Here is a 22199-nt window from a genome sequence, read left to right as displayed (position 1 = left end):
TGTCCCGGACGCGCGTCGGTCTGCCTGCCGCCGCTGACCACTGTCGTGCCGTTCACAATCACGTAGCTGATGCCAGACGGATAGGCGTGCGGCGCTGAATAGGTCGCGACGTCGCCCACGGTCGCCGCATCGAAGATGACGATGTCGGCGGCCATGCCGGGGGCGAGGCGCCCGCGATCCGTGAAGCTGAATTGATCCGCCGGGAGCGACGTCATCTTGCGCACCGCTTCTTCGAGGCTGATCACCTTGCGCTCGCGCACGTAGAGGCCGAGCGCGCGCACGGCGTTGCCATAGCCGCGCGGGTGCGGCACGCCTTCGCCGAAGGTGTTGAGCCCGCTGTCGGAGGCGATCGACACCATGGGATGCCGCAGGATGCGCGCGATGTCGTCGTCGCCCATGAAGTGATAGACCATCGAGGCGCCGCCGGCCATCAGCATGCGGCGCATCATTTCCTGCTGCGTGGCCAGGTCGGTCTTGCCGAGCGCCTTCTGCGTGGCCTGCGGGATGGTGAGGCCGTTCAGCGAGCGGTCGGCGCGGTATTCGGCGATGCGGGCGAAGTTGTAGTCTTCGAGGCCGCGCTCGCGAATCAGTTCGCGCATCTCGGCGCGAATCTTCTGCCACGTCGTCTCGTCTTGCAGCCGCTGGTTGATCCTCTCCTGCCCGCCCTCGAGCGCCCACGACGGAAAGCGGATGCCGAGGTTGGAGCTCGCCGCATCGTAGACATACTGGTCGGCGTTCACGCGCACGCCCCGGGCGCGCGCGGCGTCCATCATCTCGAGGGCCTTCGCGCTCGATCCCCAGCGGCTGGGCGCATCCACCTTCAAGTGGGAGATCTCGAGCGGCAACCTGGCCGATTCCGCGATGTGAATCGACTCGGCGACCGCCTTCTCGAGTTCGGTGCCCTCGTTGCGCATGTGCGTGGCATACAAACCGCGGTTGGCCGCGGCGACCTTCGCGAGCGCGACGATCTCCGCGGTTTCCGCGTAGGTGCCCGGGACGTACTGAAGGCCGGTGGAGAATCCGACGGCGCCGTCGCGCATCGCCTTCTGGACCAGGGCCTCCATCGTCCGCAGTTCATCCGGCGTCGCCTGCCGATTGGCGGTGCCCATCGCCTCGCGGCGGACCGTGTTATGGCCGATGAGCGTCGCGTAGTTGAGCGCGGGCCTCGCGGTCTCGATCTCCGTGAACGCCTTGGCGACGTCCAACGCGGATGAGCCGCAGTTGCCGGCCACCACGGTGGTGACGCCCATGCGGACGAAGTGGGGAATGGCAGGCTGGGTCGCGATTTCGTCGACGTGGGTGTGGACGTCGATGAAGCCGGGCGCGACGACCAGGCCCGTGGCGTCGATGGTGGCCTTGGCGGTATCGGTGATCCGCCCGACGGCGACAATGCGGCCGTTGCGGACGCCGATGTCGGCATCCCGGGCCGGCGAGCCCGTGCCATCGATCACGCGTCCGCCGCGGATGACCAGATCAAGTGGGGCCGCAGTTTGAGACGCCAGATGGGCGGCAGCAGACAGGACAACAAGGGCGACTGTGAATCGACGCATGTATGGATCTTAATCCAGGGCCGCAGATGACGCAGATTACGCAGAGATGTCCGAAGACGGGCGCGCTGCCGTGGTTCCCTCCCGGCAAGAGGTGCCGCCCCGGCACGCATCATTTGAAGAAGTTAATCATCCAATCCGAGCGGCCGCTCATGAAAAAGCGCGCCGACGCGCCGGCGCGCTTGTCGGTCCCGGTACCGGGGGCCGAACCGACCACCTGGGGGTACCACTTGCCGCCGTTGAGCAGCTTCTGCGGTGGCGACCACAGCGACGGGTCGTCCAGCCGGGGCGCGTACGAGACGTAGATGCCTTCCTGTGCGTAGTTCTCGTCCTTCGCGCGGTTGAGCAGCATCACGTACTGTTCGATCGCGGTGTTCCAGTGCACCGACGGTCCCCAGTACGCATCGACCTTGTCATCGGCGTCGTGCCACGCCTGGGTGGTGGCGACCAGCGGCGTCGCGGCAGGGTAGGTCCATTCGAGCCGCCGGCGCATCGCACCCGGCAACAACGGAGAGAATTCGCGGCGTCCGGCATTGGGCTCCCAGGCGGCGCTCCGCCAGATGGCGACGCGGCCCGCGGGCCGATCACGATCGGCCCACAACAATCGCGCCACCGCGACGCCCTGCGCCTCGCGCTGCTTTTGGTACTGGCTGTAGAAGATGTAGAGATACTTCTTGTCGGCGTCGAGCGCCACGCTGAGGTCGCCGACGCCGCCAATCACGTAGCGGTTATTGGAGTCGCACGCCGTCGTGCTCTGGGCCGCCTGCAGCACGATGCCGAGGTCCTGCCAGGTCTGGCCGAGGTCGGTGGACTTGGCGGCGCCAATGCGTGCCACGAACCGATCTTCGCGGCCGCACGCCGTGGCCGGCCACTCGTTGTGGTAGAAGCCGTACCACGTCTCGACGTCGTCGGTGACCACAGCTTCCATCCAGACGCCGTAGCCGGGGTGCGGCAGCAGCGTGATCTCGGTCCGCGCGCCCATCCGCTCCAACACGGGCCCCGAGGCCACGTTCGGCTGGCCGGCAAACGAGGTCATCACGAACAGCTTTCGCTGTCCCTCGTCCAGATCCCACACCAGGGGACTGTTCGAGTCCGCGCTGCCCGGCAGCGACATCACCGGCGCGGCGGTCAGGGTGGCGCGCGGTGCGGCCGCGGCGGCTTCAAGGAAGTCGGTGGAGGAGGTATTCGCTGCCAGCAACGCAACCGCCCCGATGGCGGCTGCGGCTAAACGGACGCTCATGGGTTCATCACGATCTGCGCCCGGTCAGGCACCGGGCTCATCTCCAGTCTACGGCCGGAACCCGGCATTCGTTTCATGCCGGCCAGCTGGGCCGCAAGAAACATGCGTAGAGGTGATGTCTTCGATCGTATCCTGCCGCATGCCACCGGTCCTGATCACCGCCGTCGCCGACGAGGTCCTCGACGTCGCGGCGCTGGAGCGCGCCTGGCACGGCGCCGCGCCCGTTCACGATTCCGGCGCGCGGCTCAGCCGCGCGCAACTCACCATCACGCGCAACACCAGCGGCGACTTCCAGGACCGCCAGGTCTACCTGTTCGTGGACGACGAGCCGTGGGGGAAGGTGAAGTACGGCCGGCCGGTGACGAGGGAGATCGAGCCCGGACGCCATCGCATCCGGGCCTTCAACACGCTGTTCTCACATACGATCGAGATTGACGCCGTTCCCGGCGAGCACGTCCGGCTGCGGTGCGCCAACGCCATGCCCACCGCCGGGTGGCTGATGATGATCTTCCTGCACGTCACCGCGCTCAAGGTCCGCCTCGAGCGCGAACCCTAGCGCTATTGGCCGGGCTTGAGCCCGGGACGCTCCACCAGCTCGATGCGCGCGCCCGCCGGGCCCGCCACATACGCGAAATTGATCGACGGCCCGTTCGGCAGGTTGAGCGGCCGCGGCTGGCTGGTGGCCACCACGCCCTTGGCGGTGAGCGCGTTCATGGTGTCGGCGAGCGGCCCGGTCGAGCGCCAGCCAATGTGATCGATGGCGCGGCCGATGCTCGGCTCCGCCTCGCCCTTCTGCACCAGGATCCACATGCTGCTGAAGCCCCCGGCGTCGTAGCGCACGGCGTCGATGCGGCCCTTGAGCTGCTGGCGCTTGCCGCCGAACTTGTCGAGCAGCCAGGTGATCACGGCCTCGGGGTCGGGCCCGCGCATGTGGATGTGGTGCAGGCCGAGCAGCTCGGGGTCCTGCACCACCTCAATGCGCGTGCCCCACGGGTCTTCGACGAAGGCCAGCTTGAACAGGCCGGGCACGTCGCGCGCCGGCGTCGTGATCTTGACCCCGGCGGCCTCCAGTTCCTTCATCTTGGCGTCGAGGTCGGCGACCGAGAAGCCGAGGTGATCGATGGCGCTGCCGGCGCTCGGCTGGGCCGTGGTGCTGCGCAGGAACATCAGGCGCGTGCTGCCGTACATGATCCGGTTCGGCGCCTCGGTGATGCGCGTGCCGCCGAAGTTCTTCTCGTACCATGCGGACGCCGCGGCGGCGTCGGGCACGTTCAGGTGGATGTGATCGTACGGGAGGGTCGGCGTCTGGGCGCCGGCTCCGGCACTGATCGACATCAGGAGGGCGCCAGTCAGGAACGAGATGCGGATTAGGGTCATGGCGCGCATACGATACCAGTTTCAGCGTGAACCGCGTATGCTTGGCGAGGTTTTCACGGAGGGTGTGTTTGAAACGATTCGGCGTCCTCATTCTGCTGCTCAGCACGGCCGGCCTGGTCACGATCGCGGCGCAAGCCAAGCGGATCTTCACGAATCCCCGCCCCGAGCCGCACTTCAAGACGCTGTTTCCGGACGCCGGCGGCTTTTCGACCTTCGGCGGCGCACCCCTGCACTACAAGGTTTACGGCGTCGACCCGAAGACCAGTCCGGCGGCGCCGCCGATCGGCTACATCTTCTGGACCACCGACCTGGCGCCCGACGAGCGCGCCTACCATGGCCCCATCCACTTCCTGGTCGGCATGGACACGCGGGGCATCATCCAGGGCGTGGTGGTGGACTACAACTCCGAGCCCTACGGCTATTTCTCGGTCGACCCGCCGGCGTTCGTGGCGCAGTTCAAGAACAAGAGCATTCGCGATCCGTTCCGCGTCGGCACCGACATCGCCGCGGTGTCCCGCGCCTCGATCACCATCAACGGCGCCGCCCGCGTGTTGCGTGACGCCTCGCGCACCATGGCCAGGGCCGTGCTCACGCCGGATCAGATCAAGCCGTGATGCTGGCCCTGAGCGCAGTCGCAGGGCTTGGCCTGAGCGTAGTCGAAGGGCAGCCCGCGGCCGACCCCTGGGGGTTCGAGGAAGTGGCGGTCGAGACGTGGGCCGACATCCTCGGTCCGCAATATCTCGACATCGCCCTGCTGGCCGCGTTTCTCGCGCTCGCGCTGGTCAGCTTCACGCGCAAGAGCGTGCCGCTGAAGCTGGTCACCTTCGCGCTCGCCATCGGCTACATGGGGTTCGCGAAGAGCTACCTCATCTCGATCACCAACATCTTCAGCGCCATCGACTGGAACTGGCCGGTTCCCAAGTACAACATCGCCTGGTACCTGTTCTTCGGCTTCACCGTGGTGTCCACGGTGCTGTGGGGACGGTTGTATTGCGGGCGCATCTGCGCCTACGGCGCGCTCACGCAGACGCTTGACGTCATCCTGCCGGCGACGTGGCGCTTCGACGTGCCGCGGTCGATCGAGAAGCGCGCCAGCCTGATCAAGTTCGGCATCCTGTTCGCCGTGCTCGGTTACTACGTCCTCACCCACGACCTGCGGATCTACCAGTACGTTGAGCCGTTCTGGCTGTTCGGGCTGTTCGGGACCACGGCGATGTGGGTTGGCGTCGGGGCGTTGCTGCTGGCGACGGTGTTCGTCCGCAACGTCTACTGCCGCTTCCTGTGCCCGGTCGGCGCGACCCTCGGCCTGATGTCGTACCTCACGGTGTTCCGCATCAAGCGCTGGTCGGAATGCAACACCTGCAAGATGTGCCAGAAGACCTGCCAGTGGGGGGCCATCGAGGGGCCGAAGATCCTGGTGACCGAGTGCGTCCGCTGCGACGACTGCGAGCGGCTCTACGCCGACACCACGAAGTGCCCACACTGGCGCATCATCGAATACAACTCGAAGAAGATCACGATCCTGCCGCTCCAGCCGGTCCGGTGACCCGGCGGCACTAATGTGCCGCCCTCCGGGCGTTTCACGCTAGAATCCAAACCGAATGTCGATCACAGCCGCCCCCTCGAAACCCCGGATTTCCGCGACCACCCAGATCATGATCGGCCTGATCGTCGGCCTGATCGTCGGCTACGTCATCAGCATCACCGACAAGAGCGTGGCCGAGTACATCCGGCCGTTCAGCCTGATCTTCATCCGCATGATCCGGATGATCATCGCGCCGCTGCTGTTCGGCACGCTGGTGGCGGGCATCGCCGGCGCCGGCCACTTCAAGGACGTCGGCCGCATGGGCCTGCGCGCGATGATTTACTTCGAGGTGGTGACCACGGTGGCGCTGCTGATTGGCCTGCTGGCCGTCAACATCATGCAGCCGGGCGTGGGCATGGTGCTGCCAGCGCCGGCTGGGGCGCCGCCGATCAGCGCCGTCGCGCAGACGTGGGATCAGATCCTCCTGCATATGGTCCCGACCTCGGTCATTGAGGCGATGGCGACTGGCGACGTGCTGCAAATCGTGGTCTTCAGCATCGTCTTTGCGATTGGCCTCGGCATGGTGGGCGAGAAGGGCAAGCCCATGATCGAATGGTGCGAGTCGCTCACCGAGACGATGTTCAAGGTCACTAACATCGTCATGCTGTATGCGCCGTTCGGCGTCGGCGCCGCCATTGCCTACACCATCGGCACCAGCGGGCTGGTCGTGCTGCAGAACCTCGCCTACCTGGTGTTCACCCTCTACGTGGCGCTCGTGATCTTCTTCACGCTGGTGTTGGTGCCGGTGATGCTGATGTTCCGCATCCCGATCGGTGGGTTCCTCAAGGCGATCAAGGAGCCGGCCCTGATCGCGTTCTCCACGACCTCGAGCGAAGCCGCGCTGCCGCGCGCGATGGAATGCGTCGAGGCCTTCGGCGTGCCGCGCCGCATCGTCTCGTTCATCTTGCCGCTCGGCTACAGCTTCAACCTGGACGGCAGCACGCTCTACCTGTCCCTGGCCGCCGTGTTCGTCGCGCAGGCCGCGGGCGTCGAGCTGACCATTGGCCAGCAGGTGACGATGCTGTTGACGCTGATGCTCACGAGCAAGGGGGTGGCCGGCGTGCCGCGAGCATCGCTGGTGATTCTTGCCGCGACGCTCGCCAGCTACAACCTGCCGCTTGAAGGGGTCACCTTGATCCTCGGCGTGGATGCCCTGATGGACATGGGCCGCACGATGACCAACGTGGTCGGCAACTGCCTCGCGTCGGTGGTGGTAGCGAAGTGGGAAGGCGAGTTCAAGCCGCAGCCGGTCAACAGCTAGCGGCACCATTGACGTAGGGCACCCCTTAAAGGGGTGCCCTACCTGCAGTGCCCTACAACCTCTACTGCGCCGGACGCTTGAAGCGGCCCATCAGCACGGCCTTGCCGAGGATGTGGCCGTCGATCGCCTTCAGCACATCCGCGCGCGTCGCATCAGCCGTCAGCTCGAGCTTGATGTCGAGCGCGAACAGTTCCCACGTGTAGTGATGCATCGGACCCGCGGCGCCCGCGCCCGGTCCCATGTAGGCATTCTGGCCGCGCAGGTTCTTCGCCTGGATGGTCCCATCCGGCAGCGCCGGGCCCGCCGGCAGCCCCTCCGCCAGTTCCCGCGCCGTGCCGGGAATGTTGAACCACATGCCGTGCAGCACATCGTCCACCTTGCGCTGAATCGCCACGTCCGGGTCGTGGAAGATCAGGGCGAAGCTGACGGTGTTGGCCGGCACGTTGGTCCAGGTCAGGTGCGGCGACACACCCTTGGGGTCGGCCGACGTGAACTTGTTCGGGATGACGCCGCCATCCTCGAACGCGGTCGTGGTGAGCGTGAGTCCCGGACCCGGTGCCGGGCGGGCGACGGGCTGGGCGCCCGGCGCCGGCGCGGGAGCTTGAGCCAGGAGCGAACCGCCGGCCATCATGGCCAGGGCGGCGACGAACACAGTCTGACGAATCATCAACAGGCCTCCGCCCGTATTCTAGCGGGTCGGCGGCGCGAGCAGGGTGAGCCGGCCCTTGAGGCCGCTCGACACCAGCACCTCGTTGGCCGCGGTCACGATCACGCCCTCCACCTGGGGCAGCTGCTCGATCAGGGCCATGCCGCCGGCCGGCCCCATGATGAACACGCCGGTGGACAACACGTCGGCCAGCATGGCGCTGTCGGCGACGATGGTGACGCTGCGGGTGCCGGTGGCCGGCGCGCCGCGATCCGGATCGATCAGGTGGTGGTAGCGCGTGCCGTCCTTGATGAAGAAGCGCTCGTAGTCCCCTGACGTGCTGAACGTGCCGTCGCCCAGCTCGAGGGTCGCGAAGCTGTGTCCCGCCGGTCCGCGCGGATCGTTGATCCCGAGCTTCCACGGCACCTCGCCGTTGCGGCCGGCGACGTACAGGTCGCCGCCGCTCTGGATCAGGAAGTTGGCGAAGCCGCGGGCGCGCAGCAGCGCCGCGGCCCGATCGACGGCGTAGCCCTTGCCGATGCCGCCGAGATGGACGCGGGCGCCGGGCGTGCGGATGTAGGCCGTGCCGGCGGCGCGGTCGATCTCGACTGCCCGGTAGTCCACCAGCGGCAGGCGCGCCTCGATCGCGCGCCGGTCGGGGACCACGTTGTCCTGGTCGTGATCGAACTTCCAGATGTCGGCGAGCGCGCCGAAGGTGATGTCGAACTTACCGCCGGTCCACTCGCTGGCCTGGCGAGCCGCGGCCAGCACATCGAGGGTCTCCGCGCTGACCGGGACCGGCGCCTGGCCGGCGGCCTCATTCATGCGGACCACGTCGCTGCCGGGCCGCCACACGCTCATCAGCGCCTCGAGGCGATCGAACTCGCGAAACACCTGCTCGAACGCCGCCGCGGCGGCGCTCTCGTCGGTCGTCCAGGCGGCCAGGCGCAGCTGCGAGCCCATCGCAATCCGGGATCGCTCGACCAGCTCGGCGGCAGGCGCAGAAGGCGTGGCGCACGCGGCGCAGGCGAGAGCGAGAATGGCGAGGAGGCGACGCATCAGCGGTATGCTGAAAACAGTACCATGCCCTCATCGTTACCGGCGCAGTTGGTGATCGCGCGCGATCATCCCGAAGACATCCAGGATCGGCCCGTCTACCTGTGGGTGGACGGCGAGAAGTGGGACCGCGTGTTGCGCTACGGCAAGACGTTCACGCGCGAGCTGGCGCCGGGCCCGCACGTCGTCAAGGCCCACAACACGCTGTTCGGCCACACCGTGAGCTTCGACGCCGCGCCGGGGGAGACCATCCGCTTCCGGTGCGAGAACGGCCTGACCGGCGGCGGCATGCTGATGGTGCTGATGATGGGCGTGGCCTACCTGCGCGTCCGGCTCAAGCGCGTGGCCTGAGGTTCGGGTTCGCCGCAATCGCTTCGGCGGCCCTTGTCCTGGCGGCCCCGTTCATGGGCCAGCTGAACGCCTGGCTCCTCCGTGGTTAACGTCCGTGATCAGGCCCAGCGGAAGCCGTGCTTCGACAGCGGCAGCGACCGCACGCGCGTGCCGGTGATCGAGAAGATCGCGTTGCACACCGCCGGCAGGATCGGCGGCAGCGACGGTTCGCCCAGCCCCGTCGGGCTGTTGTCGGTCAGCCGGAAGTGCACGTTGATGACCGGCGGCGCCTGGCGGATCCGCACCAGTGGGAACTGGGTGAAGTTGCTCTGCACCGTGCGGCCGTTCTCGATCGTGATCTCCTGCGCCATCAACTCGGCCAGGCCGTCGATCACGGCGCCCTGCACCTGGTTGATGGCCGCGCTCGGGTTCACGATCTGGTGGCCGACATCGCCGACCACCCATACCTTGTTGACCCGGAGCGTGTTGTTGTCGCCGATCGTGACCTCGGCCACTTCCGCGAAGTAGCCGCGGTGGCTGTAGTGGCAGGCGATGCCCATGGCGGTGGTCTTGCTGGCTTTGCGGGCGGCCCAGCCCGAGCGCTCGGCCACCTCGCGCAGTACGCCGCTCATGCGCTCGCCGCTGAAGCCGTCGCCGGCCGGCTTGGTGCGCGGCGTGGCCATCAGATCCAGCCGGAACTGCAGCGGGTCCTTGCCGGCGGCATGGGCGAGTTCGTCGATGAACGACTGGTAGACCCAGGCCACCGCGTTGCTGCGCGGCGCGCGCAGCGCGCCGGTCGGGACGCCGAGCGGAATCAACGACGCATGAATCGCGAAGTTGGGCACGTAGCCGCTCGGAAACTCGGTGTTCGGGATGTTCGCCGATTGCGCGAACGTGTTGGGCGCGCCGGCCGGCGGATTCATGGGCCCGTAGCTGACGAAATGCCCACTCCACGCCGTAAGCTTGCCGCTGGCGTCGAGGCCGCCCTTCAGGTAGTGGAAGCCGCCGGGCCGGTAGAAGTCGTGGCGCATGTCGTCCTCGCGCGTCCACAACAGCTTCACCGGCGTGCCGCCGATCTGCTTCGAGATGTAGGCCACTTCGACGGCATAGTCGTTCGACAGGCGCCGCCCGAAGCCGCCGCCCGCCCGCACCATGTGCTGCGTGATGTCTTCGTCGCGCAGGCTGAAAAGCGACTTCAGCATGTCGCGCCCGCGCTGCGGCGTCTGGCTCGGCGACCAGATCTCGAGCCTGCCGTCTTGCCACCGGGCGACGCAGTTCTGCGGTTCGAGCGGCGCGTGCGAGATGAAGGGATACGAGTACGCGCCCTCCACCACCGTCGCCGCCGTGGCCAGGGCCTGATCCGGATCGCCGTCCTTGCCGACGGTGAACCCGGGCGGCAGTGTCGAGAGCTCCGCGGCCTTGGCGGCGAAGCCGGCGCTGCTTTGCGAGGCGGTCGGCCCCTCGTTCCACTTGACCTGCAGCTTCGTGCGGGCGCTTTGGGCCTGCCACCAGCTGTCGGCCACGATCGCGACGCCGCCCAGCAGGCTGGTCAGATCCGCGCCGCCTTCAACGACGAAGGCATGGCGCACGCCGGGCTGGGTCTTGATCACGTCGAGGTTCGCGCTGGCCACCGTGCCGCCGAACACGGGGCACTTCTCGAACACCGCCCACAGCATGCCGGGCACGGTAAAGTCGATCGAGAAGATCGGCTGGCCGGTGACAATGGCCTTGTTGTCCACGCCGGCCGTGGGCTTGCCGATGATGGTGTAGTCCTTCTTGTCCTTCAACGTGACGGTGCGGAGATCCGGCGGCGTCAGTGTCGCGGCCTTCGCGGCGAGCGCGCCGTAGGTGAGCGACCGGTTCGACGCGCGGTGCGTCACGCGTCCCGCGGCTGCCGTGCATTCAGCTTCCGGCACGCCCCAGGTTTGCGCGGCGGCGGTGGTCAGCATCATCCGTCCCGCGGCGCCGGCGCGGCGCAGCGGTTCCCAGTTGGTCGGCGTGCCGGTGCTGCCGCCCGCATTCTGCGGCCCGTACTTCACCGGGTCGAGGTCGGCCTGCTGCAGCCGCACGCTCTTCCAGTCGGCGCCAAGTTCTTCCGCGATCAGCATGGGCATCGACGTCTTGACGCCCTGCCCGACCTCGGGGTTCTTGGCGATGATGGTGACGATGTTGTCCGGCGTGATCCGGATGAAGGCGTTGGGCGTGAAGTCGCTGCCGCTTGCCCCGAGCGCAGCCGAGGGGGCCTGAGCGAAGGCGCCGGCCACGCCGTCGAGCGAGGTGGCGATCATGAAGCCGCCGCCGGCGAGGGCGCTGACGCGGAGGAACGAGCGGCGGTCGAGTGTCATCGGCGCCATGGGCTATTCCTCCCTGTCCTGAGCGGAGTCGAAGGACCCGCCCTGGGCGGCGGTGGTGGTGACGGACATCGCCGCCGCCTTGTGGATGGCCTGCCGGATGCGGACGTAGGTCGCGCAGCGGCAGAGGTTGCCGTTCATCGCCTGGTCGATGTCGGCGTCGGTCGGCTTGGGTTTCTGGCTGAGCAGCGCCGCGGCCGCCATGATTTGTCCGGATTGGCAGTAGCCGCACTGCGGCACGTCGACTTCCTGCCAGGCCACCTGGACCGGATGGGTGCCGTCGGCCGACAGGCCTTCAATGGTCGTAATCGGGCGTTCCGCCACCGCGGATACCCGCGTCTGGCACGAACGGACGGGCTTGCCGTCGATGTGCACCGTGCAGGCGCCGCAGGCGCCGATGCCGCAACCGTACTTGGTGCCCTTGAGGTTGAGGATGTCGCGCAGCGCCCAGAGCAGCGGCATGTCGGCCGGGGCATCCACGCTCGAGGACTTGCCGTTGACGGTCAGTGTGTAGGCCATAACTACCCACAGCATACGAGACCCGCGTGGCGAGTGTGTACAGGGGTCAGGTCAAGAAAATCACAGTTTGGGATGATTGGGGGCAGGTCTCGCTGCCGGTGTTCAGCTGGCGCACCTGTCCCCAATCATCCCAAACTGTGATTTTCTTGACCTGACCCCAATCACCCCACAATCACCCAATCATCCCGGTTTCTGCTATATTTCCCGGCGGTCGCCGGCCGGACTCTCTAGCTGAGCCTTTCGGTGAACGAAAAGGAGCTGAGATGAGCACGATGTTGAAGCCACTCGGAATTCTGGCGGCGGTCGCCGTCATTGGCGTGGTTGCGCCCGCTGCGGCCGGTGCGCAAACGGCCACCGGGCTCACCTTCACGAAAGACATCGCACCGATCTTCCAGAACAAGTGCGAGGCCTGCCACCGGCCCGACTCGATCGCGCCGATGTCGCTCGTCACGTTCGAAGAGTCACGGCCGTGGGCGCGCTCGATCAAGAATCGCGTGCAGTCCCAGCAGATGCCGCCCTGGCACATCGACAAGACCATCGGCATCCAGGAATTCCAGAACGACCGCTCGCTCAGCGACAAGGAAATCGACACCATCGCGAAGTGGGTCGACGCCGGCGCGCCGAAGGGCGACCCGAAGGACATGCCGCCTGCCGTCAAGTGGCCGACCGAGCAGGGCTGGAACTTCGCCAAGCAGTTCGGCCAGACCGAACCGGACATGGTCATCAGGTCGCTGCCCTGGACGCAGAAGGCGGGGCAGAACGACGCGTGGTGGAAGCCGGTGGTCGAGACCGGCGTCACCGAGCCGCGCTGGGTGCGCGCCATCGAGATTCGTCCCGGCACCGTAAAGGGCCGCAAGATCACCCATCACGCCATCGCGCGCCTCCAGCAGAAGGAGACCGACGAGCTCGCCGCCAATCCGCTCGACGCCTCCGGCAACCCGCTTCCGGGCACGTTCATGGAGTGGGCGGTCGGCAAGCAGGGCGAGATGATGCGCCCCGGCAGCGGCAAGCTGATGCTGCCCGGCTCGAAGATCGTGTGGGACATCCACTACTCGAACGGTGGCGAAGACATCACCGATCAGGTCGAACTCGGCATCTACTTCTACCCGAAGGGCCAGGAGCCCAAGTTCCGCCAGGTGCTGCACCTCATGGGCGCCACCAATGGTGGCGGCGGGTCCGCGCTTGGTTCGGCAGTCGATATTCCGCCCAATACGGTCAAGGCCACTGAGGGCTACTTCCTGATGCGCGAGAACGGCCGCGTCGAAAGCTTCCAACCGCACATGCACCTGCGCGGCAAGGCGATGTCGATGGAAGCGATTCTGCCGAATGGGCAGATCCAGGTTCTCAGCCACGTCGCCGACTTCAACTTCAACTGGCACAACACCTACGTGTATGCCGACACCGCCGCGCCGCTGCTGCCCAAGGGGACGATCCTCAAGATCACCGCCTGGCACGACAACACGGCCGGCAACAAGTCGAACCCCGATGCGAACGTCTGGGTGGGTTACGGCGATCGCACAGTGGACGAAATGGCCCACGCCTGGGTCAACGTCACCTACATGGCGGACGCGGACTACCGCGCCGAAATCGCCACGCGCCGGCAGCAGCTCGGGCTGACCACCGCCGCCCAGCGGCAGCAGTAAGTTGATGCGCATGAACCGTTTCTCGACCGTGGCCCTTCGACAAGCTCAGGGCCACCTTGAGCGAGCGCGCGCGCTTGCGCGCGCGAGTCGAAAGGTGGCCATGGCAACCGCCGTGGCCGCGGCCAGCTTCGTGATCAGTGGCGCAGGCTTGGGCACCGTGGCCTTGGCGGAGGTGGCGCAGGTTCGCACCCCGCCGCAGGGTGTGCTGGCCGAACCGCTCGGTGGCTCGGGCGAAGCCCTCTATCCCGCCTTCGAAGGCTGGGGCCCGATCAAGGACGGCTCGTCCGTGCTTCTGCTCGGCTACTTCAATCGCAACAAGGATCAGTCGCTCGACATTCCGATCGGTCCCGACAACCGGATCGAACCGGGCGGCCCCGACTTCGGCCAGCCGACGCACTTCCACCCCGGCCGGCAATACGGCGTGTTCGCCATCCCGGTGCCCAAGGACCTCGGCACCAAGCGCCTCACCTGGACGCTGACCGCGAACGGCCACACCTCCACGGTCTCGTTCTGGACCAACCCGCCGTACTGGATCGACTTCTTCAAGAACACGGCGAACGGCAACGAGCCGCCGCGGATCAAGGTGGCTGAGGCCGGACCTGAATACATGGGGCCGCCCCGTGAACGCTTCGTGCAGACGCTGTCGGGCGCGGTCGGCCAGCCGGTGACGCTGACCGCGTGGGCCGCCGATCAGCCGCCGACCACCGTGTTCGAGTCGACGCCGCCCGGCGGCGCCGCGGCCGGGCGAGAGCCCGCGGCGCGTCCCAGTGGCGCCACCGAGCCGCCGCCCGCCATCATCGGCGGACGGGTGATTAGCGGCGGTGCCGCCCCCGGCGGTGGTGGTGGCGCCGCCGCGCGCGAACGCCGCGGTGACTTCCGCGTGTTGTGGAAGAAGTACCGCGGTCCCGGCACGGTCAAGATTGCCGACCAGACCCTCGCCCTCGAAAACGGCGGCGACGCCAGGAAGTTCGTCGAGGCCAGGACCACCGCGACCTTCAGCGCGCCGGGCACCTACTGGCTGCGGGCGCAGGTCAACGACAGCTCCGGCGACGGCGGCGGCGGCGATCAATGCTGCTGGACCACCATCCACGTCGTCGTCAACGTGAAGTAGAACCCGGTAGGGCACTCAGGTAAGGCACCCCTGCGCGGGGTGCCTTACGTTCTCCCGCTATCTCCCAAAGATAATCTTCTCGCGGTGGAGGAGGCCGGTCGTCGCCTTCACCGCCACCATTGCCAACGCCACGTTGAGCAGGGCGGCGGTCGCGAAGAACAGCAGCGACGGCGACTTGCCGCCGAGCACGTCGGTAAGCAGCGCCTGCTGGCCGACCCATGGCACGAAGTACATCCACGTCTTGCTCGAGACCGGGTACATCGTCGCCACGAAGCCCGGCACCATCTGCACCATCATCAGCAGGCTCAAGTAGCTCTGCGCTTCCTTGAACGACTTGGCGAAGGTGGCGAGGTACATCTGCAGCGCGACGATGAACGGGCACAGCGGCAACACCGTGACGAGCGTGCCGATCAGCTCCTGCGGCCCGAGACGGAACCGCAGCCCGAGGTCCTGCAGCGGGATGGACTGGAAGATGGCGAGCAGCAGCGCGCCCGACAGAATCACGCTGGCCATGGCGGTGGCGGTGCCGGCCAGCCATTTGCCCGCCGCCAGCGCTCCGCGCGGCGCCGGGTTCACCAGCAGGGCCTCGAGCGATCCGCGCTCGCGCTCGCCGGCGGTCGAGTCCGTGGAGATCTGCATGGCGCCCATGAACGCCGCCATCATGATGAACAGCGGAATGAAGCTCAGGATCTGCGCCGCCCGTTGCTGGGCGCTCGACACCTCGACCTCTTCGAGCTGCAGCGGTGTCCCCACCACCGGGCTGACCCCGCGCGCGACCAGGCGCAGGCTGCCGATTTCCCCGCCGTAGCGCTGGAACAGGCTCCGCACCCGCTGCAGCTTGGGCCGCGTGGTCTGGCTCGAGGTGTCGGCGACCAGGCGAATCACCGCCGGCTTCGACGCCTTGAACTTCTCCGCGAAGTCTTTCGGGATCACCACCACGACGTCTTCGCGCCGCTCGCGCACCGCTTCTTGGGGATCGGCGGGGCCTCTGGTAATCGTGATGCCGGGCTGCTGCTTCAGCCAATCCACCAGGGCGGGCGCGTGCTCGGCGCCCACCACCGGGATGGACACGTCCTCGACCTGCCGCTGGCGGCTGGCGAGCGTGTTGAACATGAAGGCGACAATGAGCGGGCCCATCAGCGTGCCGATCACGGCCGTCAGGATGGAGCGGCGGTCGCGCGACCAGTCCTTCAGTTCCTTGCGGAACACGACCAGCGCCTGGGTCATCGCCGACGCCGTCATGACGGCGACCCCAGGTCGATGCCGCTCAGGGCGACGAACGCGTCTTCCAGGTTGAGGTGCCCGGTCTGCGCCCGCAACTCGTCGGGGGTTCCAGACGCCACGATCCTGCCGCGCGCGATCACCACAATCGTGTCGCAGAGCGCCGACACTTCCTGCATCACGTGGCTCGAGAACAGCACCGTATGCCCCTCGCCCTTGAGCCGCCTGATGATGTCGCGCACCGCGCGCGTGCTCATCACGTCGAGGCCGTTGGTGGGCTCGTCGAGCAGCACGTTCTTCGGGTCGTGGACAATGGCGCGGGCCAGCGCCGTCTTGGTCCGCTCGCCGTGGGAATAGCCGGCCGCGCGGCGATCGGCGATGGACGTCATGTCGAGCATCTTCAGCAGGTGCTCGGTGCGGTTCCGCAAGTCGGCGCCAGTGATGCCCTGCAACTCGCCGAAGTAGTGGCTGTGCTCGCGCGCCGTCAGCCGCGGATACAGCCCCGACGAATCGGGCAGCACGCCGAGCCGCAGCCGCGCCCCCTGCGGATCCGCCAGCGCATCGACATCGTCCACCAGGATGCGGCCGGCGTCGGGCCGCATCAGGGTATACAGCATCCGCAGCGTCGTCGTCTTGCCGGCGCCGTTGGGCCCGAGCAGGCCGGTCACCGCGCCGTCGTCGGCGGTGAACGTCACGCCATCGACCGCGGCGACCTCGCCGAAGCGCTTGTACAGGTTCTCGACGCGAATCATCCGCCTTCGCCCTTCTGCGCTCCGATTGGGCTTCGGCGAGACAGGTGTCCGCCTTCGCCCTTCTGGGTAGCCGCGGTCGGGCTTCGGCGCGACAAGTTGGCGCCGGCGCCGGGGTCGGGACCCGCCGGTGTCAAAAAGAACGGCGGCCGGCGCACTGCCTCGGCGCACGCGGTGTCGAGGCCGTCCGTGGTGCCGGCGTCGATGAAGTTCTTAATGATGCGGAGGCCGCAGCCGGTGCCGCCGGCGGTGTGGCCGGTGCCCGGCATGATGACGTGCTTCGACGCCGAGAGGTGGCTGGCGGTCTCGGCGCCCCACACCGGCGGCGTCACCGGATCGATCTCGCCCGACAGGACCAGGGTGGGGATGGCGGATGTGACCGGCTCGTAGTACGACGCGTCCACCGCGCCGCGCGGCCAGAAGGTGCAGGCGTCCTGCTGCGTGCGCATCACGTATTCCCCGAACAGGGTGCCGGCGGTTTCTGTCGCCGCGTCGTCGGCCGAAATCCGCGGCGCGTCTTCCGCGCAAATCACCGACAGTTGCATGCCCACGCTCATGTTGGTGTCGCCGCCGGAATCGCCCAGGGCGGCGAGCGCGAGCATGCCTTGGAAGTCGCCCTGTTCGGCGCGCGTGATGATGGCCGGCACGAGGGCCGAGGCGATCGGCGAATACAGCGTCGACACGACGACGTTGGCGAGCAGCCGCGCCTCGATCCGGATGCTGCCGCGATCCCCGGTGCGCGGGTGCGTGACGTTCACCAGCGGCGGATCCTTCTGCAGGCGCGCCATCAGCGCGCGGAAGCGGTCGCCGAGGTTGGGGTAGGCCGCCCGGCAGCCGGCGTCGGCCTCGCAGTCTTTCACCAGCAGGCCGAAGGCGCGCTCCGAGTCGCGCGGGAAAAACAGGGGGAGGCGCATGTTGGTCGGCGCGACGCCGTCGAGCACCGCGGCCCGGACGTGGCCGCCGTGCCGGCGCAGGTAGACGAGGCCGGCGCGCGTGCCGTACGAGCCGCCGTAGATGTTGATCTGGTCGTAGCCGAGAAACGCGCGGACGTCGTCGAGGTCGTCCATGGCGATGTCCGTCGTGTACTGCGTGAGGTCGGCGTCGTAGCCGGCCAGGCACGCCTTGAGACGGGCCATGATCGAGTCCTGTGATTCAGTGACGGCCGCGAGCGAATCGTCCTTGGACTCGCAATTGAGCGGATTCGACCGGCCGGTGCCGCGCTGATCGACGAGCACGATGTCGCGGTCGGTCTGCACGCGCCGGTACAGCTCGCGCACGATCTTGGCCATCTTCGCGGCGCCCTGTCCGGGACCGCCGGCGAGGAAGAACAGCGGGTCGGCCTTGGCATCGGCCCTCAGGGCCGGCAGCACGACGATGTTCAGGTCGATCTGGCGGCCCTGCCTGTGGCGCGGTTCTCGAAGACCTTGAGGGCGCCGCAGTAGGCGTCCACCGGCGTGTCGTCGCCGGTGCACGGCGTCAGGCGATCGGTGGCTTGGGCTGTCTGGGTTGGGGAGCAGCCGGCCAGCACGAGGCCGCCAACGAGGGCCCACACAACGGTGAGGCGAGTCACGGCTCGGATTGTAAATGAACCTGCTTCAGATTTACGAAAACCGAAAAAAAGAAGCAGGTTCCGTTTTACGGTTTCCAGTCCGGTAACCGGTCGTTGCCGGGGCCGGTGGTCAGGCGCTGGTAGGGACGCGAGTCGTCAGGCGCCACCACCGCGAGGTCCCAGTCTTCGCCGTCGTGGTGGGCGGGGCTGACCGAGATGACCAGCAGGCGGCCGTCGCGCGACCATTCGGGGTAGTAGTGCCAGCGTGACACGTCGCCGCGCACGGTCCGCGCCCCGCCGCCGTCGGCGCGGCGCACCTGGATGGTGGAGGGCTCGGTGGCGAGCAACACGCTGGCGATCGATTGGCCGTCCGGCGACCACGTGGGCCAGCAGGCGCCGCCGCTGTTGTCGAGGGCACGGCTCCGGCCGGTGACGAGGTCGAGCACGTGGATCTGGAAATCCCAGAAATTCAGGCGCTCGAGCGTCTGCGCCGCAAACGCAATCGAGCGGCCGTCTGGCGACACGTTGGGCATGATCGCGCGGCCGACGAAGCTGCGGGTGAGGCGCTCCACCCGGCGATCGCTGAGCCACACGCGATACAGGTCGCCGCGGCTGTCCCGTTCCGAAGTGAAGATCAGGCTCTGCCCGTCCGGCATCCACGCCGGGTCCTGGTCGTTGGCGGGATGGTCCGTCAGGCGGACCACGTTGCCGCCGTTCGCGTCCATCACGTAGAGGTCGTAGTTGTTGGTGCCGCGGTTGGATTTGAAAGCGAGGCGCGTGCCGTCCGGCGACCAGCGCGGGTTTTCGTCGCGATGATCGCGGCCGCGCGTGATCGCCGCGATCGATCCGGTCGCCAGGTCCAGGGTGTAGAGGCGCGTGCGGCCCTGCGGGTTGTCCGGTCCCGCCAGGTCGGACTGGAAGGCCAGCGTTCCGGACAGCCCCGTGGGAAACGGCGTCACGATCCGCGGAGTGGCCGGCGACTGGCCCGTGACCGTGGAGGCGGCGAGCACCAGCCCCAGCGCGACGACCCTGGCGAGCGTGAGTCCCATGTCTGAGCGTAGCCCGGAACTGAAGCTCAACAGGAGCTCAGAAGAATCTTCTGTTCTCCTGTTTTTCCGCCTTCTCTTCTTCATGCCGCCGCCAAGCGCGCCTGACCGCGTGCTAGCATCGCCGCTGTGAAAGCTCGCGCCTGGATTACTGCCGCCGTGCTATCGGCGGGCGTGGTCACCGTTCTCTCCGCGCAGTCCGGTGCCGCAATCCCGGCGTTCTGGGACGGCGACATGTTGCACGACTACGAGCTGCCGCTGGCCTCGCCGGCGAATTCGCCAACGCACGTGTCGCGTGACTACTACTACGCGCTGCCGGAACGCACCCTCTACAAGAGCTATCCAATCTACCACCCGGGCCGGGAACCGGCCGGCTACCTCGAGACGTTGCGATCGACGGCACCCGCGCGGGTGTTCGATGCCGCCGCCTTGCGGAGCGAGGCCGACTGGATCGCGGCCGGACGGCTGGTGTTCGAGATGCCCATCGATTACGGCGGGCCGATCGTGACCGTGGACATGGTGCGCGATCCGCAGTGGTATGCGCGTCACCGGATGCCGATCACGAAGGACGGCGTGGTGCCGTTCGCGCGCTACGTGGTTCGCGAGAAGGGCAAGGTCGAAGTCGGCAACCTGGCGTGCGCGATGTGCCACACGCGGGTGATGCCGGACGGCGCGGCGATTGTGGGCGCGCAGGGCAACTTCCCGTTCGATGCGGTCTTTGCCGCCGCGCTCCCGTCGCTCCCGCCCCCGGTGGTGCCACTGGTGTTTCGCACCCTGGTCGGGACGCCGTGGGACACCGCCGGCACGGCGCGCCTGGAGTCGATGTCAGCCGCTGCCTTCCAGGCGGCGCTGGCGGCCGTGCCGCCAGGCGTCCTGGTGCGTCAGGGGACGAGCCTGTTCGCGCCGCCGGCCATTCCTGACCTGATTGGCCTGCGCGATCGCCGCTACCTCGACAAGACCGGCCTGGGGCGGCACCGCGGCGTCGCCGACGTGATGCGTTATGCGGCGATGAACCAGACGCTGGACGTGCTCGGCAACTACGGCGGCTTTGTCCCGGCCGCGGCCGATGGCCGCACGCTGGCGCCGCCGGGCAAGGGCGAGTTCAACGGCGCGGGCGATCGCTACTCGGACGCGCAGCTCTTCGCGCTGGCGCAGTTCATCTATTCCCTGACGCCGCCGCCCAATCCGAATCCGCGCGATGACCGCGCGCGCCGCGGCGAGGCGGTGTTCGCCGCGGCGGGCTGCGCCCGCTGCCACACGCCGCCGCTCTACACCGCCAACAAGCTCGTGCCCGCCGACGGCTTCACGCCGCCCGCCGAGCACCTGGCGAAGTACGACATCCTCGACGCGCGGGTGGGCACCGATCCCGCCCTCACCATGACCACGCGCCGGGGCACGGGTTACTACAAGATCCCCTCGCTCAAGGGGGTGTGGTACCGCGGTCCCTTCGAGCACAACGGGTCGGTGGCCACCCTGGAAGACTGGTTCGACCCGCGCCGGATCCGCGACGACTACGTGCCGACCGGCTTCACGGGGACCGGCCTGAAGACCCGCGCCGTCAAGGGGCACCGATTCGGGCTGTCACTCTCGGCCGCCGACCGCGCCGCGCTGATCGCCTTCCTCAAGACGCTGTGACCGGGCCCGCACCGCAACCTGCGCTATCATTTATCGTTTACTAATACCGCTGTTACGCCCTCATTGAAGGAGTCCCCGGTGGCCAAGATCAAGGTCAAGAACCCCGTCGTCGAAATGGACGGCGACGAGATGACGCGCATCATCTGGCAGAAGATTCGCGAGCAGCTCATTCTTCCGTATCTCGATATCGACCTGAAGTACTTCGACCTCGGCATCGAGGCGCGCGACAAGACCGGCGATCAGATCACGATCGATTCGGCCAACGCCACGCGCCAGTACGGGGTCGCGGTGAAGTGCGCGACCATCACGCCGGATGAAGCGCGCGTCAAGGAGTTCGGCCTCAAGCAGATGTGGAAGTCCCCGAACGGGACCATCCGCAACATCCTCGATGGCACGATCTTCCGCGAGCCGATCATCTGCAAGAACGTGCCGCGCCTGGTGCCACACTGGGACAAGCCGGTCGTCGTCGCCCGCCACGGCTTCGGCGACGTCTACCGCGCGACCGACTTCACGTTCCCTGGCGCCGGCACCCTGACCCTGAGTTGGACGCCCGACGGCGGCGGCGAGCCCATCTCGCGCGAGATTATCAAGACCAAGGGCAGCGGCGTTGCCCTGGGCATGTTCAACCTCGATGCCTCGATCGAGGGCTTCGCGCGCGCCTGCTTCACCTACGCGCTGGGCCGGAACTATCCGGTCTACCTGTCCACCAAGAACACCATCCTCAAGGTGTATGACGGCGCGTTCAAAAACACCTTCCAGCGCGTCTACGACGCCGAGTTCAAGCCGCGGTTCGAGGCCCAGGGCCTGACCTACGAGCACCGCCTGATCGACGACATGGTGGCATCGAACCTGAAGTGGAGCGGCGGCTACCTGTGGGCCTGCAAGAACTACGACGGCGACGTCCAGTCCGACACCGTGGCGCAGGGCTACGGCTCGCTCGGCCTGATGACCTCGGTGCTGATGTCGCCGGACGGCAAGGCCGTGGAGGCCGAGGCCGCGCACGGCACCGTGACCCGTCACTACCGCATGCACCAGCAGGGCAAGCCGACGTCCACCAACCCGATCGCGTCGATCTACGCGTGGACCCGCGGCCTCCAGTATCGCGGCCGCTTCGACGGCACGCCCGACGTGGTGGCGTTCGCCGAGAAGGTCGAGAAGGTGTGCGTCGACGTCGTCGAGTCTGGCCGCATGACCAAGGACCTCGCGATTCTGATCAGGCCGGACCACCCCTACCTGACGACCGAGGAGTTCCTGGGCGCGATTGACACCGAGCTCCGCGCGAGGATGTAGGCCCGCGCCGAGGCACTACTTGGCCAGCCGCCGGGCCGCGCCT

21 protein-coding genes are annotated in these 22199 nt (G+C 67.5%); 9 read left to right on the top strand and 12 right to left on the bottom strand.

Going from position 1 to position 22199, the window contains the following annotated elements; translation table 11 throughout:
- Both WC815_13140 and WC815_13135 read right to left on the bottom strand, forming a co-directional pair.
- Nucleotides 1–1550, bottom strand: a 1550-nt coding sequence (locus WC815_13140; GenBank protein ID MFA5909716.1) for a D-aminoacylase, incomplete at its 3' end; no start/stop codon positions are given.
- Between the two features lie 109 nt (nucleotides 1551–1659).
- Complete coding sequence (locus WC815_13135; GenBank protein ID MFA5909715.1) at nucleotides 1660–2787, bottom strand: hypothetical protein; 1128 nt, start codon at nucleotides 2785–2787, stop codon at nucleotides 1660–1662.
- A gap of 139 nt (nucleotides 2788–2926) precedes the next feature.
- On the opposite strand from WC815_13135, the gene WC815_13130 reads away from it, so the two are divergent.
- Nucleotides 2927–3343, top strand: a complete 417-nt coding sequence (locus WC815_13130; GenBank protein MFA5909714.1) for a hypothetical protein — start codon at nucleotides 2927–2929, stop codon at nucleotides 3341–3343.
- Nucleotides 3344–3345: 2 nt separating this feature from the next.
- On the opposite strand, the gene WC815_13125 is transcribed toward WC815_13130, so the two are convergent.
- Nucleotides 3346–4164, bottom strand: a complete 819-nt coding sequence (locus tag WC815_13125) for a VOC family protein (protein ID MFA5909713.1) — start codon at nucleotides 4162–4164, stop codon at nucleotides 3346–3348.
- 68 nt (nucleotides 4165–4232) lie between these two features.
- On the opposite strand from WC815_13125, the gene WC815_13120 reads away from it, so the two are divergent.
- The 3 genes from WC815_13120 to WC815_13110 are packed head-to-tail and all read left to right on the top strand — an operon-like array spanning nucleotide 4233 to nucleotide 7010.
- Entirely contained in the window at nucleotides 4233–4778 is a 546-nt protein-coding gene (locus WC815_13120) for an FMN-binding protein (GenBank protein ID MFA5909712.1), read from the top strand.
- On the top strand, nucleotides 4778–5710 hold the full coding sequence (locus WC815_13115) for a 4Fe-4S binding protein (GenBank protein ID MFA5909711.1): 933 nt from the start codon (nucleotides 4778–4780) through the stop codon (nucleotides 5708–5710). Before WC815_13120 ends, WC815_13115 begins: the two co-directional genes overlap by 1 nt.
- Nucleotides 5711–5765: 55 nt before the next feature.
- Entirely contained in the window at nucleotides 5766–7010 is a 1245-nt protein-coding gene (locus WC815_13110; GenBank protein MFA5909710.1) for a cation:dicarboxylase symporter family transporter, read from the top strand.
- Between the two features lie 61 nt (nucleotides 7011–7071).
- On the opposite strand, the gene WC815_13105 is transcribed toward WC815_13110, so the two are convergent.
- Both WC815_13105 and WC815_13100 read right to left on the bottom strand, forming a co-directional pair.
- On the bottom strand, nucleotides 7072–7677 hold the full coding sequence (locus WC815_13105) for a YbhB/YbcL family Raf kinase inhibitor-like protein (protein ID MFA5909709.1): 606 nt from the start codon (nucleotides 7675–7677) through the stop codon (nucleotides 7072–7074).
- A 21-nt stretch (nucleotides 7678–7698) separates the two neighbouring features.
- A complete protein-coding gene (locus WC815_13100; GenBank protein ID MFA5909708.1) occupies nucleotides 7699–8715 on the bottom strand; it encodes an FAD:protein FMN transferase in 1017 nt (338 codons plus the stop codon).
- Between the two features lie 24 nt (nucleotides 8716–8739).
- Here WC815_13100 and WC815_13095 point away from each other — a divergent pair, with 24 nt between their 5' ends.
- Nucleotides 8740–9063, top strand: coding sequence for a hypothetical protein (locus tag WC815_13095; protein MFA5909707.1), 324 nt, complete (start codon nucleotides 8740–8742; stop codon nucleotides 9061–9063).
- Between the two features lie 98 nt (nucleotides 9064–9161).
- Here the strand turns inward: WC815_13095 and WC815_13090 are convergent, their stop codons facing one another.
- Together WC815_13090 and WC815_13085 are read right to left on the bottom strand one after the other, a co-directional pair.
- Nucleotides 9162–11396, bottom strand: a complete 2235-nt coding sequence (locus tag WC815_13090; GenBank protein MFA5909706.1) for a molybdopterin cofactor-binding domain-containing protein — start codon at nucleotides 11394–11396, stop codon at nucleotides 9162–9164.
- A 3-nt stretch (nucleotides 11397–11399) separates the two neighbouring features.
- Nucleotides 11400–11912 carry a (2Fe-2S)-binding protein gene (locus WC815_13085; GenBank protein ID MFA5909705.1) on the bottom strand — a complete coding sequence of 171 codons (513 nt, stop codon included), beginning with the start codon at nucleotides 11910–11912 and terminating at the stop codon, nucleotides 11400–11402.
- Between the two features lie 272 nt (nucleotides 11913–12184).
- On the opposite strand from WC815_13085, the gene WC815_13080 reads away from it, so the two are divergent.
- Together WC815_13080 and WC815_13075 are read left to right on the top strand one after the other, a co-directional pair.
- On the top strand, nucleotides 12185–13555 hold the full coding sequence (locus WC815_13080) for a hypothetical protein (GenBank protein ID MFA5909704.1): 1371 nt from the start codon (nucleotides 12185–12187) through the stop codon (nucleotides 13553–13555).
- 100 nt (nucleotides 13556–13655) lie between these two features.
- Entirely contained in the window at nucleotides 13656–14666 is a 1011-nt protein-coding gene (locus tag WC815_13075) for a hypothetical protein (protein MFA5909703.1), read from the top strand.
- Between the two features lie 57 nt (nucleotides 14667–14723).
- Here the strand turns inward: WC815_13075 and WC815_13070 are convergent, their stop codons facing one another.
- The 5 genes from WC815_13070 to WC815_13050 form a co-directional block, all read right to left on the bottom strand.
- On the bottom strand, nucleotides 14724–15908 hold the full coding sequence (locus tag WC815_13070) for an ABC transporter permease (GenBank protein MFA5909702.1): 1185 nt from the start codon (nucleotides 15906–15908) through the stop codon (nucleotides 14724–14726).
- Nucleotides 15905–16639: an ATP-binding cassette domain-containing protein gene (locus WC815_13065; GenBank protein ID MFA5909701.1), complete on the bottom strand. Its 735-nt coding sequence runs from the start codon at nucleotides 16637–16639 to the stop codon at nucleotides 15905–15907. The genes WC815_13070 and WC815_13065 overlap by 4 nt, the downstream gene beginning before the upstream one ends.
- Nucleotides 16636–18006, bottom strand: coding sequence for an alpha/beta fold hydrolase (locus WC815_13060; GenBank protein MFA5909700.1), 1371 nt, complete (start codon nucleotides 18004–18006; stop codon nucleotides 16636–16638). Before WC815_13060 ends, WC815_13065 begins: the two co-directional genes overlap by 4 nt.
- Before the next feature lie 8 nt (nucleotides 18007–18014).
- Nucleotides 18015–18206: a hypothetical protein gene (locus tag WC815_13055; GenBank protein MFA5909699.1), complete on the bottom strand. Its 192-nt coding sequence runs from the start codon at nucleotides 18204–18206 to the stop codon at nucleotides 18015–18017.
- 65 nt (nucleotides 18207–18271) lie between these two features.
- The gene (locus tag WC815_13050; GenBank protein ID MFA5909698.1) at nucleotides 18272–19234 is read right to left on the bottom strand and encodes a DPP IV N-terminal domain-containing protein; all 963 of its coding nucleotides are present in this window, start codon (nucleotides 19232–19234) and stop codon (nucleotides 18272–18274) included.
- Nucleotides 19235–19360: 126 nt separating this feature from the next.
- On the opposite strand from WC815_13050, the gene WC815_13045 reads away from it, so the two are divergent.
- Both WC815_13045 and WC815_13040 read left to right on the top strand, forming a co-directional pair.
- Nucleotides 19361–20866: a hypothetical protein gene (locus WC815_13045; GenBank protein ID MFA5909697.1), complete on the top strand. Its 1506-nt coding sequence runs from the start codon at nucleotides 19361–19363 to the stop codon at nucleotides 20864–20866.
- A 78-nt stretch (nucleotides 20867–20944) separates the two neighbouring features.
- Nucleotides 20945–22156 (top strand): NADP-dependent isocitrate dehydrogenase, encoded by a 1212-nt coding sequence (locus WC815_13040; GenBank protein ID MFA5909696.1) that lies wholly within the window; start codon nucleotides 20945–20947, stop codon nucleotides 22154–22156.
- Nucleotides 22157–22199 lie beyond the last annotated feature (43 nt).

It is taken from the genome of Vicinamibacterales bacterium (genome assembly GCA_041659285.1).
GTDB lineage: Bacteria > Acidobacteriota > Vicinamibacteria > Vicinamibacterales > UBA2999 > 12-FULL-67-14b.
This window is presented reverse-complemented; position numbering and strand designations above follow the sequence as displayed.